This is a genomic window from Streptococcus sp. DD13 (assembly GCF_001578875.1).
GTDB lineage: Bacteria > Bacillota > Bacilli > Lactobacillales > Streptococcaceae > Streptococcus.
Window position 1 is genome coordinate 523191 of the sequence record NZ_KQ969506.1, and the last position, 16084, is coordinate 539274.

The window sequence follows — 16084 nt, forward strand, 5'->3', positions numbered from 1 at the left end:
CTCATCCATCTTACAAGAGCAGAAAAAGGCTTTGCAGCCCTCTTCCTGAAATTCATTGACTAAAATAAACCAATAGCTGTCCCGTCTGGAGCAACATCCATATTGAGTGCGGCTGGTCGTTTTGGAAGTCCAGGCATGGTCATCACATCACCGGTAAGAGCTACGATAAAGCCTGCACCGAGTTTTGGTACCAATTCGCGAATGGTAATCTCGAAGTTCTCTGGTGCTCCAAGGGCATTCGGATTGTCTGAGAAGCTATATTGAGTTTTAGCCATACAGATTGGTAATTTGTCCCAACCGTTTTGAACGATTTGAGCGATTTGCGTTTGAGCTTTCTTCTCAAAGTTCACTTTGCTACCACGGTAGATTTCAGTCACAATCTTTTCAATTTTTTCCTGCACAGAAAGATCGTTGTCATAAAGACGTGTGTAATTAGCAGGATTTTTTTCAATCGTCTCAACAAGAGTTTCCGCAAGCGCTACGCCACCTTCAGCCCCATTTGCCCAGACACTTGCTAGTTCAACTGGAACATCGATTGAAGCACAAAGTTCTTTCAAAACTGCAATTTCTGCTTCTGTATCAGAGACAAATTCGTTAATCGCCACAACTGCTGGAATTCCAAATTTGCGGATGTTTTCAACGTGGCGTTTGAGGTTAGCAAAGCCAGCACGAACCGCTTCCACATTTTCTTCTGTCAAAGCATCCTTCGCAACACCACCATTCATCTTAAGGGCGCGAAGGGTCGCAACAATAACCACTGCATCTGGAGAGGTTGGCAAGTTCGGTGTCTTGATATCCAAGAATTTCTCAGCACCAAGATCCGCACCAAATCCAGCTTCTGTCACGGTAAAGTCTGCCAAGTGAAGGGCTGTTGTCGTCGCAAGGACAGAGTTACATCCATGAGCAATGTTGGCAAACGGCCCGCCGTGAACAAATGCAGGTGTTCCATAGATGGTTTGCACCAGGTTTGGTTTAATGGCGTCTTTTAAGATGAGCGCCAAAGCTCCTTCAACCTTCAAATCACCAGCTGTCACAGGGGTGCGATCAAAACGATAACCAATGACAATATTGGCCAAGCGGCGTTTCAAGTCTTCAATATCGGTTGCTAGACAAAGAATAGCCATGATTTCAGAAGCTACGGTAATGTCAAAACCGTCCTCACGCGGAATCCCATTGAGTGGGCTACCAAGTCCTACTGTCACATGACGGAGCGCACGGTCATTCAAGTCCACAACCCGCTTCCAGATAATGCGACGTTGGTCGATTCCAAGCTCGTTTCCTTGGTGCAGGTGATTATCGATCAAGGCAGCAAGGGCATTGTTAGCTGTCGTAATGGCATGCATATCCCCAGTAAAGTGAAGATTGATGTCTTCCATGGGAAGGACTTGGGCATAGCCACCACCCGCTGCACCACCTTTAATCCCCATCACAGGTCCAAGAGACGGTTCGCGAATGGCGATCATGGTTTTCTTCCCAATTTTATTCAATGCATCCGCAAGACCGATGGTAATGGTGGATTTCCCTTCTCCAGCAGGAGTTGGGTTGATCGCCGTCACCAAAATCAACTTCCCGACTGGATTCTTTTCTACTTGCCGAATCTTATCAAAACTAAGTTTAGCCTTGTATTTTCCGTACAATTCCAAATCATCGTAGGTTAAGCCAAGCTTTTCAACCACATCAACGATTGGCTTAAGTGTCACACTTTGAGCAATTTCGATATCTGTCTTCATTTTGATGACTCCTCTATTCTTTTCTAATCATATTGTATCATAAGGAAGCAATTTCGACGTTTTTTTGAACTTTTCAAGGATAAATGTTCGGTTTCTTCTTACTTTCATTCCTCTTTATACTTCTTTCAATCAGAAATAATAGCTAATTCTCCATTCGATTTGAAACTTTACTTACCCGGCCTTTTCTTGTAAAATATTGCTATGAAAGTCTTAATTACCTCAGGTGGAACGAGTGAACCCATTGATAGCGTTCGCTCTATCACCAACCATTCCACAGGCCGTCTTGGTGCTAAAATCGCTGAAACCTATCTCACCCATGGCGACGAGGTCACTCTGATCACCACCAAACGGTCTGAGAAACCTGCTTCCCACCCTCATTTAACGATCATTTTGGTAGATACTGTCAAAAGTCTTGAACAAGCTTTACAAGAACAAGTCCCTCACCATGATGTGATCGTGCATTCGATGGCGGTATCTGACTACAGTCCGACATACATGACAGGTCTTGATTCAGTCTTGCAGACAGAGGACCTGCAGGGTCTCGCTCAGAATCAAAATCAAGAATTGAAAATTTCTTCTTCTGATGAGATCCAGGTTCTCTTCTTGAAAAAAACTCCCAAATTAATTTCCATGATTAAAAAGTGGAATCCAGCGATTCGACTGATTGGGTTTAAGTTGTTAGTCGGAGTTTCTCTAGAAGAATTATTGCATGTTGCTCGGGAAAGTCTGAAAAAAAATCATGCAGACTTTATCGTTGCAAATGACCTCCATCAAATTGATGGAGACCAACATTTGGCTTACCTACTTTCACAAGATCAGGTGGAGATCGCCCATACAAAAGACGAACTGGCTGACTTGATTTATAGAAAAACAAAAGGATAAACTTATGGCAAATATTACCCTTGCGGTATCTGGCTCTATTTCTGCCTATAAAGCGGCAGACTTAGCCAACCAGCTCACAAAAATGAGTCATCAGGTGACAGTGCTCATGACCTCTTCCGCTACAGAATTTATCTCCCCCTTAACTTTACAATCTCTTACCAAAAATAAAGTGCAAACAGACTTGCTTTTAGAAGAAGATCCACAATCCATCAAACACATTGATATTGCCAAACAAACAGATCTTTTTCTTTTAGCCCCAGCATCTGCCAATACGATTGCAAAGCTAGCGCATGGATTTGCCAATGATATGGTGTCAGCTGTGTCTCTTGCTTTACCACCAGAGACACCCAAGCTAGTAGCACCAGCCATGAACACCAATATGTATTTTCACCCAGCTACACAGCGGAACATAGCCCTTTTAAAAGAAGATGGCTTTGTTGAAATTGCACCTAGAGAGTCGCTTCTAGCTTGTGGAGATATTGGCACCGGTGCCCTGGCAGATCTTTCTGTCATTCTTGACCTAGTAAAGGAGTCCCTCAATGAGAAGAAATAAATCCAATCAACTTGCTACGATTTCTATTTTCTTTGCGACTATGATTGTTCTGGATATTGTTGGTACTATCATTTTTAGCGTTCTTCCATTTCAAATTCATCCAACTTTGGTTCATATCCCTGTTATCATTGCTTCCATCCTTTATGGGCCAAAGATCGGTGCGAGTCTCGGTCTTCTAATGGGGTTCATGAGCATCCTTCACAACACCATCATTTTACAAGCGTCGAGTTACCTTTTTTCGCCCTTCGTAGAAAAAGGAAATCTCTATTCTATCTTCATTGCTGTGATACCGCGTGTTCTGATTGGGATCACACCTTCTTTGGTATATCGATGGAACAAGTCTTCTTTTGGATTAGGTCTTGCCGGAGCTGTTGGCTCATTGACCAATACAATCTTCGTCCTTGGAGGAATTTTCTTCCTCTTTGCGAATGTCTATAATGGAGATGTTCAAAAGTTACTCGCTGTCGTTCTTGGAACAAATTCAATCGCTGAGGCTGTTCTCTCAGTTGTTTTAACCATCTCCATCGTCCCACGTCTTAAAAAAATAAGTCAATAAATCACGAATAATCGTGATTTTTTTTTCATCATGTTATAATGTAAGCGATAACCATTTATAAAGGAGAGAATTATGACCTATCAAGAAAACTATCAAAAATGGCTTGATTTTGAGGCTTTGCCTGCTTACCTCCGGGAAGAGTTGCTTGAAATGGATGAAAAGACCAAAGAAGATGCCTTTTATACGACTCTTGAATTTGGAACGGCTGGTATGCGTGGATTGATTGGTGCTGGGACAAACCGGATTAATGTCTATGTAGTCCGGCAAGCAACAGAAGGCCTTGCCCAACTTATCGAATCCAAAGGTGAACAAGCTAAAAAACGTGGTGTGGCCATTGCCTATGATAGCCGTCATTTCTCCCCTGAATTTGCATTCGAATCTGCCCAAGTGCTCGCTGCACATGGTATCCAATCCTATGTATTTGAAAGTCTTCGACCTACACCAGAGCTATCGTTTGCTGTCCGTCACTTAAAAACCACTGCTGGGATTATGATTACAGCTAGTCACAATCCAGCACCTTTCAATGGCTATAAAGTATACGGAGAAGACGGTGGACAAATGCCCCCTCAAGATGCTGATGCTTTAACGGACTATATCCGTGCTATTCAACAGCCCTTTACCATCGCGCTCGCTGACTTAGAAGAAAGTAAAGCACAAGGACTGATTCAGGTGATTGGTGAAGAGATTGACGCCGAGTATTTGAAAGAAGTCAAATCCGTCACTATTAACCCTTCCTTGATTCAAGAATACGGACAAGACATGAAAATTGTCTATACGCCACTACACGGAACTGGAGAAATGTTAGCTCGTCGTGCCCTCGCTCAAGCTGGATTTGCTGCAGTTCAGGTCGTTGAGTCTCAAGCGATTCCAGATGCAGACTTCTCGACCGTAAAATCGCCTAATCCAGAAAGCCAATCCGCCTTTGCCCTTGCGGAAGAATTAGGAAGAAAGGTCGATGCGGATGTTCTTGTTGCAACTGATCCGGATGCTGATAGACTTGGAGTTGAGATTCGCCAACCAGATGGTAGCTACTTGAATCTTTCAGGCAATCAAATTGGTGCTCTGATTGCTAAATACATTCTGGAAGCTCACAAATCAGCAGGGACATTGCCTGAAAATGCTGCTCTGTGCAAATCTATCGTTTCTACAGATCTTGTTACGAAGATTGCTGAAAGCTACGGTGCGCAGATGTTTAACGTCCTTACAGGATTTAAATTTATCGGAGAGAAAATCCAAGAGTTCGAGGATGTCAACAATTACACCTATATGTTTGGGTTTGAAGAAAGTTTCGGCTATTTAATTAAACCTTTTGTTCGAGACAAGGATGCCATTCAAGCTGTTCTAATTGTTGCTGAAATTGCAGCCTACTACCGTTCTCGTGGAATGACTTTGGCAGATGGCATAGACGAAATTTACCGGGAATACGGTTATTTCGCTGAAAAAACCATCTCTGTCACACTCTCTGGAGTAGATGGGGCAGCGCAAATCAAAGCCATTATGGATAAATTTAGAACGACTCCACCTCAACACTTCAACCAATCACAAGTAGTCAAAGTAGAAGACTTCTTAGAGCAGACAGCTCGTTCAGCTCAAGGTGTTGAAAAACTAACCACTCCTCCAAGCAATGTCCTCAAATATACGTTGGCAGATGGATCTTGGATCGCTGTTCGTCCTTCGGGTACTGAACCTAAAATAAATTTTATCTTGCAACCATCGGACAAGACAATCAAGACGCCCAGGATAAAATCGCAGCAATTGAAGCTGAAATAAACACATTTATTGGATAAGCACTGACACGTTCCATGTCACACCCCAATGTTAGACACTGTTTTCTAATATTGGGGTTTTTTGATGCTCTATTGGATAGAAAAAGACCAGGTCCTGTAAAGTACAGAACTTGATCTTCAATAAAGTTTCAAATGCTAAGACTAGTCAATTAAAAATGATGGGACTTGGACAGACGGCTCTTCCAATCCTGACAGCCCTGTACAATGAGATCATAGGTTTCTTGAAAGTCTCCTGTATACCAGGGATCAGGAATATCTTGCTCCGAAAAAGCATAAATCTTATGATGAAGTGACTGGGGAGCCATCTGCTTTAGATCACGCAGGTTAGACTGATCCATCCCAATGATGTAATCAAAATGCGAAAAATCGACCAAATCAATCTGCTGAGATGATTTTGAGCTATCAAACGAAATTCCGTGCTCTTTCATCACTTCTTGACTACCGGAATGAATAGGATTTCCATGCTCCCAACTAGAGGTTGCACGGCTTTCAATCGCACAACGATCACCTAGAAGGGATTTCATAACAAACTCAGCTATGGGACTTCTACAAATATTCCCCAGACATACAAATACAATCTTGATTTTTTGATCGTTCATTCTATTCTTTCTCCTTGTCGAAAGGCATCCCACATTTTATGTTGTGGTTTTGCAAAGGGATACTCATGAAAATCGGACACAGAAACCCACTTTAGATGAGGGCTGTTAGGGCATTCTTTTTTTGAAAGGCCACTCAAAATCTCAATCGTCCACTTCCGGTGGCTAAAGATATGTTGAACTTTCGGATATACGTTTTCCTCCCAGTCTATCTCCAGCCCGTAGGTTGAAGCAAACCACTTCTTCACATCTCTTTGTTCTGAAAAAACAATGGCAGACTCGCCTGCTTCCTTTGAATCGTCCGAATGACCTTGAAGCTCGAAAAGGGGAAAATGCCAAAAACCGGATAACAAGCCCTTTTCTTCATTTTTTTCTAGGAGAAACTCACCTTGTTCATTGCGGATAATTAGCGCCTGGAGTCGTTGAGGAATGGGCCTTTTTTTAGGGGCTTTGATAGGATAACGGTCCATTGTCCCATGCTGATAGGCTGCACTAAAATCTTTCACCGGGCTTTCCTCTGGACGAGGATTCACCGGAGATTCGATATCAGAACCTAAATCCATCATAGCTTGATTAAAATCGCCAGGATAATGAGGGTCAATTAAAACCTCCATAATGGATTGAAAAATCTTTCGATTACTTGGAATTCCGATATCGTAGTCTACTTCAAATAAACGACTAACCACGCGCATGACATTTCCATCAACAGCTGGTTCCGGAAGTCCAAAGGCAATACTGGAAATAGCCCCAGCTGTATAGGGTCCAATCCCCTTTAAGCGAGCGATGTCCTCATGGCGAGAGGGAAATTGTCCCCCATGGCGTTCGAGGATTTGTTGAGCTGCTTCTTTCATATTGCGAACACGCGAATAATATCCCAGACCCTCCCATAATTTTAAAAGCAAGTCATCTGATGCATGGGCTAAATCATGAACTGTAGGCAAGTAATTCAAAAATCGTTCATAGTAGGGAATCACAGTATCGACCCTTGTTTGTTGGAGCATAATCTCAGATACCCAAATAGCATAGGGATCTTGCGTTCTCCGCCAGGGAAGATCCCGTTTATGCTCATGATACCACGAAAGAAGTTTCTTTCGAAATGCTTCAATCCGCTCCTCAGGCCACATTTCTATGCCATAGTCACTAAAGTTTATCATAATGCTAGTATACCATAGTTAAAAACAGGAATAAAGAAAGTGACTTTTCAGCCACTTTCTTTATTCCGATATTTTCTATCTAGGAGCATCCCTTATTTTTCATGCTTCCTATGTCGCCATAAATAGAGCAAACTGGCTCCATTACTAGCAAAAACAATCCAGGAAAGAATATCATAAGCATAACTGGAACGATAGGAAAGGATCAGCTGGTGCCGGCCAGGACTGGACGATATAATAGGATTTCCAATCTGTGTAAGCTTCAGGGAAGATGGATCGGTATCCTTCTGATCCAGAATGATCTTAGATTCGTGATAAACAACCAAGGGAAGGACACGTTCTTCTGCTTGAGCAGATTCCCATGTTAGGCTTAGTTCTTGTCCCTTCACTTCTTTATGAAATCCATTTTGATTTTCCAATACATAAAAGCGATAAGAAGCTGTATTGCCCAAGCCATCTTTGGTCCATTTGCTATTATACTGGGGAAGATAATCAGGCGAGGCATTCTGAACGAGTGTCAAAAACTGACCTAAATCATTCGAATGGAGGGCCTTTCTTAAGCCTACTTTATCTGAGGAAATGATACTATTGGCTTGATTCTCCAAAAATTGATCAGAAAAATAGGTCTGATCTAGGCGCTCCCAATGTGTCCATAGACTAGCGGAAATGCCCAATACGACCGTTCCCCATAAAAATACTTGAACCAAACGATACTGCTTAAGATTTGAAAATACCTTCCCTGCTAATAGAAAGAAAAAAATAATCGCATAAAGGAAAAATCGAAATGGAAATTGCAACAATTCAATCGCCTTAATCCCTTTTCCTGCAACGAATTGCCAAGGGAAAACATTGCTCGCCATAAGAAAAAATAAGGAAAACAAAACAAGCGCCAGGCGAAAGACCTTATCTCCCTTCTTCCATTGAAACAAAGCGTAAAACCAAACACCGATTAAAAGAAAGACAAAAAAGAAAGGGTAAGTCATCAAGGAAAAATTCGCATCCGTGATGGTGTTGTGTACAAAATTTCGATTGATAAACGGACTGACGAGCTGGTTTGACTGACTAATCTGTAGATAAGGTAGCCAAATATTAAGGGTCAAAAACAAGAAAATCACGAAGGATCGTAAGATTTTTTTAAAAAAACGCCCTTTTTGATGACTTCTGATGAAGAGATTAAAATAAATTACACTATAAGCAAGAATCAAAAACAATGCAGATAACATGTGGATTTGGAGCATCCAGCTTATCGATAGAGCGATTTGTACTGGTCTGATTTCTTTAGTTTGGATCGCTTTGATTGGCTCAATCAGACAGAGAGGGAAGAAAGCTAGAGCCCAACTCGTGAATCCTTGGTTGACCCACCAATACTGCACACTATAGGTTGTCAGGATCAAAACAGATAGGGGAAATGCAATCTTTCTGGGAATCTTTGCCACCTGAAGAAAAAGAAACAAGCTACAGGATGCCGAGACAGACAAGAGGAGATTAGACAAGAGGTAATAACGAAACCACGAACCCGCTAATAATAGGACGAGTCCCTGGATACTCGCAAAAAGCGGACCGTAGAGGACATTGATCATGCGCCCTGACTGCTGAAAACCATACAGCGAGAGAAAAGATGAACCTGCACCTTCCTTCCATTGCATCATACTGTCATAGAAACGATTGTAATGAAAGATAAAATCATCTCCTAGCAAAACTCCTCCTCTAAGGAGGTCTGGTAGAGTTAGCAAGAGGGCAAAAAGAAGGAAACTGCCTCCTATGAGCAGATTCCTTTTGTTCCATGGTTTTCGAGCCTTCATGTTTTCTTCAAAATCTGATTTAATGGTTCTCTTCATCATTTTGCAGACTCCCTTGACTCTTTTGCATTTGATAATAGACGCCTTTTGCCTCCATGAGAGAGTGATGGTTCCCTTGTTCCACGATCGTTCCATTCACCATAACCAAGATGAGATCCGCTGATTGAATCGTAGACAATCGGTGAGCAATGATGAAGCTGGTACGACCCTTCATAAGCGTTTCAAAAGCCTCTTGGATAAGGATTTCTGTCCTTGTATCAATGGATGACGTTGCTTCATCCAATATCAATATTTTGGGGAGTTTCACAAAGACACGAGCAATCGCTAGTAACTGTCTTTGCCCTTGAGATAAAGAAGCACCTGCATCAGACAAATAGGTATCGTATCCTTGAGGTAATTGTCGAATAAAAAAGTCTGCATTGGCCGCAATCGCTGCTTCTTTCACCAACTCCGGTGTAGCATTGGGATAGCCATATGCGATATTCTCATAGACTGTCGCCTCCTTTAACCAGGTTTCTTGCAAAACCATCCCAACCAGAGACCGAAGGGAACTACGACTGTAGTTGGCAATATTGTGTCCATCTAGAGTAATTACTCCAGAGTCAATATCGTAAAACCGCATGAGTAGGTTAATCAAGGTAGACTTCCCTGCCCCGGTTGGTCCAACAATGGCTACTTTCGAACCTGCAGGAATATCAAGGTTCAAGTTATTGATAAGCTCTTTACCCTTTTGGTAGGAAAAAGAAACGTTTTCGAAAGCGACATGACCTTGAATCTGGTCCAATTCGAATTTTCCTTCTCCTACTTCAGCAATCACTTCTTGCTCGACAATATCGAATAATCGCTCTGCACAAGCAAGTGCACTCTGTAACTCCGAAAGCACAGAAGAGATATCGTTGAAGGGCTTGGTATACTGACTAGCATAACTAAGAAAGGTAGTCAGTGCACCAACTGTGAAACTCCCTGACATAATCCGTAAGGCCCCAATGCCCGCTAACAGTGCGTAGATCAGGGCATTAACAAATCGGGTAGTTGGATTAATCGTTGAAGAGGCAAAAATAGCCGACTGTGAATAATTGGCATAGGTTTGATTGATGGTCTGAAATTGTCCATTCAACTGTTCTTGAGCATTAAAAGACTGAATCAAGGTCAGCTGTCCAATGGATTCCTCTAACAACTTGGCCTGCTCTCCTCTCGAGCTCGTTTGGTGACGATAGAGAAGATAGCTTTTTTGAGCAATATAACGAGCGATAAATAAAGACAAAGGCGTCAGAGCCACTACTAATACCATCATCAACATATCTAATTCAGCCATTGTAAAGATGGTGAATACAATCGTTAAAACCCCAACAATAAACTGATTAAAGATCATCAAAAGACCATTTGTTAATTGCTCACTATCGCTGGAAATTCTGGCAACGACATCCCCGACACTTTGTCGATCGATATAGGATAAGGGAAGTTGGTGAATCTTTTCAAATACTTCTTGGCGTAGCTCAGCCACCATTTGATAAATCAATCGGTTACAGAGAATAGGATTGATCCATTGAATCAAGGTGTTCAATCCAATTACGATGAACATTTGTCCCAAAATATTCCCTAGTAAGGAAACATTATGGGGTAGGATAACGGTATCAATCGCACGTCCAAGTAAAATCGGAAGAAAAACGGTAAGCGATACTTGGGCAACTGTCAAGAACAAGATGAGGATTAGTTGAACTGGATGTTTATACAAGCGTTTAAACAGCTTATTTAAAGTCCCTGAAGACGATTTTGTTCGTTTTCTCATGCTTCCTCCTTCCGACTGTGTTGGGATGCGTCAATTTCCTTGTAAACAGAAGATTCTTTCAATAATTCTTCATGCCGTCCCAAACCAACTTGCTGTCCCTTGTCTAACACAAGAATTTGATCGGCTTGCTTGAGACTATTCGTTCGCTGTGAGATCATAATAAGACTCTTTTCGGGAAGTTCCTTTCGAATCGCTGACAACAACTTACTTTCCGTCAGATAGTCTAAAGCAGATGTTGAATCATCCAAGAGTAGGATGGGCGCAGGATGCAATAAGGCACGCGCGATTGTCAACCGTTGCCGTTGTCCCCCGGAGAAATTCCGGCCAAATGCTTCCACAACCGTATCCAAACCATCTTTTTGAGCGATAAAATCTGCCGCCTGAGCTATTCGCAAAGCGTTCCAGATTTGTTCATCACTAATTTTTTCTCTATCTAATCCTAAAGTAAGATTGGAACGAACAGTTCCACTAAAAAGTTGAGCTTGTTGAGGGACAATGGCAAACAGCTGCCGCCATTCTCTTAGACTCCGAGGACTTCGCCCATCTTTATAGACCAACACTTCACCCTTACTAGCAGGATAAAGATGCAAGAGTAATTGGACCAGAGTAGATTTTCCTGATCCAGTACTTCCAATCACTCCCATAAATTGGTGATTGGAAAGCTTAAAGGAGACATTTTTTAAAGCTTCTTCTGCTGCGTGAGGATAGGCAAAACTTAAGCCCTTTATTTCTATCTGGTCACTCGATTGAGGAGCTTTTGAAACAGGCAAGTCCTGGTCTAGATTTTCGGATTCCAATTGGAAAACTTCCTTCACCCTCTTCAGACTAATATAGGTCTGATTCATCGTTGAAACAGTCGTTACCATCTTGACAAGTTCCACCAAGATTTGTGAGAGATAGTTGGTGAGCGCTACTAAGCTCCCTTGTTCCAAGAGTCCTGATCCAATTGCTACATTTCCTTGATAAATCAGCAACAGTAAGGTGCCGTTAACGACAATAAAAGTTGCTGGTGAAAGAATAGAAGACCAATAATTGGCTTTTGTTTGGATTTGGAGATAGGCTTGATTTTCCGTCGTGTAAGTCTGAATTTCACGTTCTTCCTGTCCAAAAGCCCGAATGACGCGAATCCCCAGTACATTTTCCCTAACTAAACCGACTAAGCGATCTAATTGTTTTCGTAGGCGAGCATAATAGCGATTGGAAATCCAAGAAATAAAAGCGATAATACCTGTCAAAGTCAGGATCATCACGAGAAATAAAAGAGAAAGGCTAGGGCTAATGAAAAAAGCCATTAAAAATGCGCCAAAAACCACAATGGGTGCTCTTAAAAAAAGCCTTAAAAAGGTATTGATCCCTGTCTGAATCTGCAGAGCGTCGCTTGTCAAGCGGTTTAATAAGCTATCCGCCGAAATCTCATCTCGACTGGACTTTGGAAGTGACAAGACCTTTTGATAGAGATCGTGTGTCAACTCCTTGGTGACTCCAACAGCTGCTTTTGCTGAAAAATACTGGGCAATTAAAGACACCGTAATCCCAATGCTAGCAAAAAGTACCAACAATAAAATCATAGCAACCAAACTAGGTCGGTTGCTATGAGGGATGATATTGTCTACAATTGCGGCAATGACTAAGGGAACAACGAGTTCAAAACAAGCTTCTAGAAGCTTAAATAAGGGTCCTAGAATCGTTTCTTTCTTATACTGCTTAAAATATTGTAGGAAAAATTTCATTTATTCAACATCCAAAGCTTGTGCTGCCGTAATAATAGCAAGTTTATAAACATCTTCTGCACTACAGCCACGAGATAAGTCATTTACTGGTTTTTTCAATCCCTGAAGGACTGGTCCAACAGCATCAAATCCACCTAAACGCTCGGCTGTTTTATAAGCGATATTCCCTGCTTCGATACCCGGGAAAATGATGACATTCGCCTGGCCAGCTACTGGACTATTTGGCGCCTTGATACGGGCAGTGCTTTCTGATAAGGCTGCATCCATTTGCAATTCTCCGTCTAAGACTAAGTCTGGACGCAATTCTTTTGCTATTTTTGTTGCTTCGACTACTTTTTCAACTTTTGGTCCTGAACCTGATCCCAAAGTGGAATAGGACACCATGGCAATCTTTGGATCAATTCCAAAAGTTTTTGCTGTTGAAGCCGAGTTAATCGCAATTTCAGCCAAGGTTTGCGCATCTGGATCGATATTGATTGCACAATCCCCAAAGAGAAACTGTTTGTCTTCCTTAATCATCAAGAAGACACCTGAAGTCCGTGAAACACCTGGTTTGGTCTTAATGATTTGAAGAGCTGGACGAACTGTGTCCGCAGTGGAATGAGACGCACCTGAAACCATCCCATCGGCCAATCCCATCTGTACCAACATGACACCAAAATAGTTCACATCACGCAAGATTGCATCCGCATCTTCTTCATTAACTTTCCCTTTGCGCAACTCCAAGAACACTTTCTTCATATCCTCGAATCCAGCGTATTCTTCTGGGTTGATAATGTCAAATTCAGGACTTGAAAAACCAAGGCTAGCCAGCAAGTCTGTGATTGCTTGACGCTCTCCTAAAACGATAGGTTCGCACAAACCTTCAAACTTTAAGCGAGCTGCAGCCCGAAGGACCCGCTCATCATCCCCTTCTGGCAAGACAATTTTTAAATTTTGGCCGACGATTTTCCCTCTAAGTTCACCAAAAAGACTACGAATTTCCATAAGTTTCTCCTTCTACATTAAGTTGTTCTATCACCGTTTGAAAATCAGTAGGGATAGGACTTTCTAAGATAAGTTTCTTATCCTCAAATGGATTGATAAATGTTAACTGGTGGCAATGAAGTGCCTGTCGTTCAATTCCTTCTTTCATACTCCCTCCATATAAGTCATCTCCTAATAAGGGAAAACCTATGTGAGCAAAGTGAACCCGAATCTGATGAGTCCGTCCCGTATGAAGTTGGATATCAACTAAATGAATATTTCCCCAAGATTGAAGCCGTTCGTAGGATGTATGGGCATATTTCCCATCCGACATAACTTGTCGAGTAATGATTGAATCTTTCGGACGACCTATCGGAGCAATAATTTCACCCTTGTCCTCTATTATACCACTCCCTTTCACCAATGCAAAATATCGTTTGTGAATTTTTTTGGCCTGCAATTGTTTATCTAGCCTCGCATGTGCATAGCCATGTTTGGCAAAAAGCATGAGACCAGATGTATCCCGGTCCAAGCGTGTTACGATATGCACCTGCTTGTTTTCATACCCCTGACGGATATAATAGCCTTTTACAAAATTGGCCATCGTCGAGGAATGCAAGATGCTCGGAATAGAAGCATAACCAACTGGTTTATTTAATACCAAAAAATGGTCATCTTCATAGACAATCTCCAAAGGAAAGTCAATGGCTTGCAAGCTCCCACTTTTATCCTCTTCACTCGGGATGATAATGGTCACACGATCTCCAATATCCAATAGGTAAATGGCATTTTGTGTCACACCATTGACTCGGATATCTCCTCCCTCAAATTTAATCTTGGCCAAAAGAGCTTTGGAAACATCGTGTTTTTTTAAAAACGTTTTGATCTTGGTATGCTGATCTGCGATGAAGTCAAACTGCATTATTCGACCTCACCTATAAAAGCATCCTTGACACGGTTCCAAAAGCTGGTGTGACTAGGACTCGCTAAGAAATGTATTTTATTGCTGTCAATCACATATTCGACAAAATCAATATTGTCATAGACAAACGTCCGATTGTCGACAGATAAGGAATAACGGTCTGAGTGAATGGGCGTGATGACAATTTTATCCTTTTTGGGAACGACGATTGAAGAGCCCAAAGTCCGATAAACCCGATTGTTCAAACTTGCTACTTCTGCAATCTGCAAGGCTTCGATGGTGGGATGCAAGACAGCTCCTCCCAAAGATTTATTATAAGCAGTTGAGCCCGTTGGTGTTGAAACAGCTATCCCATCTCCTCGAAAACGTTCAAATGGAACCTGATTAATGGAGATATCGGCCACCATCGTTTTTGACAGGCGTTTGAGAGTTGCTTCATTCAGAGCTCGTGACGAGATGACCTTCCCATTCTTTAAGTGCACCCGAACATTCAATATCGGATAGGCAACCTTAGATCCTGAATCTAATTTTAAATTCTCAATCAGTTGATCTACTTCGAAATCCCGGTAATCTGTATAAAAACCAAGGTGTCCAGTATGCACTCCAACAAACCTTACCCGATCCAAGATATTTTCGTATTTGTGAAAAGCAGACAGCAGCATCCCATCTCCTCCGATTGAAATCACAATATCTGGATTTTTAGGCGTCAAGATAAAATTTTCTTGTTTGAGTTTTTCAAATAACTCCTTCGAAACTTCTTGGCTCCTTGGGTTTCTACTGCTCATCAGAGCTATTTTTTTTCTATCTGTATTCTTCATCTTGATCATCGCTATTGCCCACCCCATCTTCTATCTTCCGATAAGCGGGGTCAAACATCGCTTGAGCCTCCTGTATATCATCTCGAATTTGCCTCATCTCTTCATCCAACTGACTGGCAATCCTCGCTGTCTTTTCCAACCGCTCCTTAATATCAGCCGGAAAATTTCCCTTGTATTTATAATTCAGAGAATGTTCAATCGTCGCCCAGAAATTCATCGATAAGGTCCGCAATTGAATCTCCGCCAGAACCGTTTTATTCCCATTAATGGTATCTACTGGATAAGCAATAATCACATGATAAGACCGATAACCCGATTCTTTCATGTTGCTGATATAATCTCTTTCACTGACAATGGTCATATCTTTTCGTTTCCGCAAAATTGCCAATATTTCAGGTATGTCATCCACAAACTGCACCATGATGCGCAATCCAGCAATATCTTGCATCTCTTCGGCCAGCCGCTCTGGGCGAATATGTCGAAGAGCCATTTTCTCTAAAATCGAATCGACGTGCTTGACACGTCCTGTCACAAATTCGATAGGGGAATGAAGATTTTGTTTCCGAAACTGCTTACGAATACCGCGTAATTTAATTTTTAATTCTCCAACAGCTTGGATATAAGGATCCAAGAATTCTTCCCAATTGATATCCATTTTTCTCCTTTCTTGTCATTTTCTCCATTTTTTTATAGAATTAGCACAAAGATAATTATACCATATGAAAGGGGTTTCTCTCTATTAAAAATGAATCACTTAGAAATTGAGTACAAAACCTTACTAAGCCAGTCAGAATTTAGTCGGCTT

At 41.7% G+C, this 16084-nt stretch carries 13 protein-coding genes and 1 pseudogene; 4 read left to right on the top strand and 10 right to left on the bottom strand.

What is annotated here, in order from left to right; all coding sequences use genetic code 11:
• Nucleotides 1-59: 59 nt before the first annotated feature.
• Entirely contained in the window at nt 60-1730 is a 1671-nt protein-coding gene (locus STRDD13_RS02330; RefSeq protein WP_067101359.1) for a formate--tetrahydrofolate ligase, read from the bottom strand.
• Between the two features lie 201 nt (nt 1731-1931).
• On the opposite strand from STRDD13_RS02330, the gene STRDD13_RS02335 reads away from it, so the two are divergent.
• The 4 genes and pseudogenes from STRDD13_RS02335 (at nt 1932) to STRDD13_RS02350 (ending at nt 5508) form a co-directional block, all read left to right on the top strand.
• Nucleotides 1932-2612: a phosphopantothenate--cysteine ligase gene (locus tag STRDD13_RS02335; RefSeq protein WP_067101362.1), complete on the top strand. Its 681-nt coding sequence runs from the start codon at nt 1932-1934 to the stop codon at nt 2610-2612.
• A gap of 4 nt (nt 2613-2616) precedes the next feature.
• Nucleotides 2617-3165, top strand: coding sequence for a phosphopantothenoylcysteine decarboxylase (gene coaC, locus STRDD13_RS02340; RefSeq protein ID WP_067101366.1), 549 nt, complete (start codon nt 2617-2619; stop codon nt 3163-3165).
• Nucleotides 3152-3721 (top strand): ECF transporter S component, encoded by a 570-nt coding sequence (locus STRDD13_RS02345; RefSeq protein ID WP_067101369.1) that lies wholly within the window; start codon nt 3152-3154, stop codon nt 3719-3721. Before coaC ends, STRDD13_RS02345 begins: the two co-directional genes overlap by 14 nt.
• Nucleotides 3722-3793: 72 nt before the next feature.
• Nucleotides 3794-5508: pseudogene (locus tag STRDD13_RS02350) on the top strand (phospho-sugar mutase).
• Nucleotides 5509-5657: 149 nt separating this feature from the next.
• On the opposite strand, the gene STRDD13_RS02355 reads toward STRDD13_RS02350, so the two are convergent.
• From STRDD13_RS02355 to STRDD13_RS02395, 9 genes are all read right to left on the bottom strand, one after another.
• Entirely contained in the window at nt 5658-6107 is a 450-nt protein-coding gene (locus STRDD13_RS02355; protein ID WP_067101372.1) for a low molecular weight protein-tyrosine-phosphatase, read from the bottom strand.
• Nucleotides 6104-7258 carry an A/G-specific adenine glycosylase gene (mutY, locus tag STRDD13_RS02360; RefSeq protein WP_067101375.1) on the bottom strand — a complete coding sequence of 385 codons (1155 nt, stop codon included), beginning with the start codon at nt 7256-7258 and terminating at the stop codon, nt 6104-6106. The genes STRDD13_RS02355 and mutY overlap by 4 nt, the downstream gene beginning before the upstream one ends.
• A 92-nt stretch (nt 7259-7350) precedes the next feature.
• On the bottom strand, nt 7351-9096 hold the full coding sequence (locus tag STRDD13_RS02365) for a glycosyltransferase family protein (RefSeq protein ID WP_067101378.1): 1746 nt from the start codon (nt 9094-9096) through the stop codon (nt 7351-7353).
• Complete coding sequence (locus STRDD13_RS02370; RefSeq protein ID WP_067101381.1) at nt 9077-10843, bottom strand: ABC transporter ATP-binding protein; 1767 nt, start codon at nt 10841-10843, stop codon at nt 9077-9079. The genes STRDD13_RS02365 and STRDD13_RS02370 overlap by 20 nt, the downstream gene beginning before the upstream one ends.
• Nucleotides 10840-12573 carry an ABC transporter ATP-binding protein gene (locus STRDD13_RS02375; RefSeq protein WP_067101385.1) on the bottom strand — a complete coding sequence of 578 codons (1734 nt, stop codon included), beginning with the start codon at nt 12571-12573 and terminating at the stop codon, nt 10840-10842. Before STRDD13_RS02375 ends, STRDD13_RS02370 begins: the two co-directional genes overlap by 4 nt.
• Nucleotides 12574-13560: a phosphate acetyltransferase gene (gene pta, locus STRDD13_RS02380; RefSeq protein WP_067101388.1), complete on the bottom strand. Its 987-nt coding sequence runs from the start codon at nt 13558-13560 to the stop codon at nt 12574-12576.
• Nucleotides 13547-14461 carry an RluA family pseudouridine synthase gene (locus STRDD13_RS02385; RefSeq protein ID WP_067101390.1) on the bottom strand — a complete coding sequence of 305 codons (915 nt, stop codon included), beginning with the start codon at nt 14459-14461 and terminating at the stop codon, nt 13547-13549. Before STRDD13_RS02385 ends, pta begins: the two co-directional genes overlap by 14 nt.
• On the bottom strand, nt 14461-15279 hold the full coding sequence (locus tag STRDD13_RS02390; protein ID WP_156471230.1) for an NAD kinase: 819 nt from the start codon (nt 15277-15279) through the stop codon (nt 14461-14463). Before STRDD13_RS02390 ends, STRDD13_RS02385 begins: the two co-directional genes overlap by 1 nt.
• Nucleotides 15263-15934 (bottom strand): GTP diphosphokinase, encoded by a 672-nt coding sequence (locus STRDD13_RS02395; protein WP_067101396.1) that lies wholly within the window; start codon nt 15932-15934, stop codon nt 15263-15265. The genes STRDD13_RS02390 and STRDD13_RS02395 overlap by 17 nt, the downstream gene beginning before the upstream one ends.
• Nucleotides 15935-16084: the final 150 nt, after the last annotated feature.

Bases quoted from the DNA above. Each gene is read 5' to 3' on its own strand.
- STRDD13_RS02345 (WP_067101369.1), top strand. From the start codon at position 3,152: ATGAGAAGAAATAAATCCAATCAACTTGCTACGATTTCTATTTTCTTT.
- STRDD13_RS02355 (WP_067101372.1), bottom strand. From the start codon at position 6,107: ATGAACGATCAAAAAATCAAGATTGTATTTGTATGTCTGGGGAATATT.
- STRDD13_RS02390 (WP_156471230.1), bottom strand. From the start codon at position 15,279: ATGAAGAATACAGATAGAAAAAAAATAGCTCTGATGAGCAGTAGAAAC.
- STRDD13_RS02375 (WP_067101385.1), bottom strand. From the start codon at position 12,573: ATGAAATTTTTCCTACAATATTTTAAGCAGTATAAGAAAGAAACGATT.
- STRDD13_RS02385 (WP_067101390.1), bottom strand. From the start codon at position 14,461: ATGCAGTTTGACTTCATCGCAGATCAGCATACCAAGATCAAAACGTTT.
- coaC (WP_067101366.1), top strand. From the start codon at position 2,617: ATGGCAAATATTACCCTTGCGGTATCTGGCTCTATTTCTGCCTATAAA.
- STRDD13_RS02395 (WP_067101396.1), bottom strand. From the start codon at position 15,934: ATGGATATCAATTGGGAAGAATTCTTGGATCCTTATATCCAAGCTGTT.
- mutY (WP_067101375.1), bottom strand. From the start codon at position 7,258: ATGATAAACTTTAGTGACTATGGCATAGAAATGTGGCCTGAGGAGCGG.
- pta (WP_067101388.1), bottom strand. From the start codon at position 13,560: ATGGAAATTCGTAGTCTTTTTGGTGAACTTAGAGGGAAAATCGTCGGC.
- STRDD13_RS02330 (WP_067101359.1), bottom strand. From the start codon at position 1,730: ATGAAGACAGATATCGAAATTGCTCAAAGTGTGACACTTAAGCCAATC.
- STRDD13_RS02335 (WP_067101362.1), top strand. From the start codon at position 1,932: ATGAAAGTCTTAATTACCTCAGGTGGAACGAGTGAACCCATTGATAGC.
- STRDD13_RS02365 (WP_067101378.1), bottom strand. From the start codon at position 9,096: ATGATGAAGAGAACCATTAAATCAGATTTTGAAGAAAACATGAAGGCT.
- STRDD13_RS02370 (WP_067101381.1), bottom strand. From the start codon at position 10,843: ATGAGAAAACGAACAAAATCGTCTTCAGGGACTTTAAATAAGCTGTTT.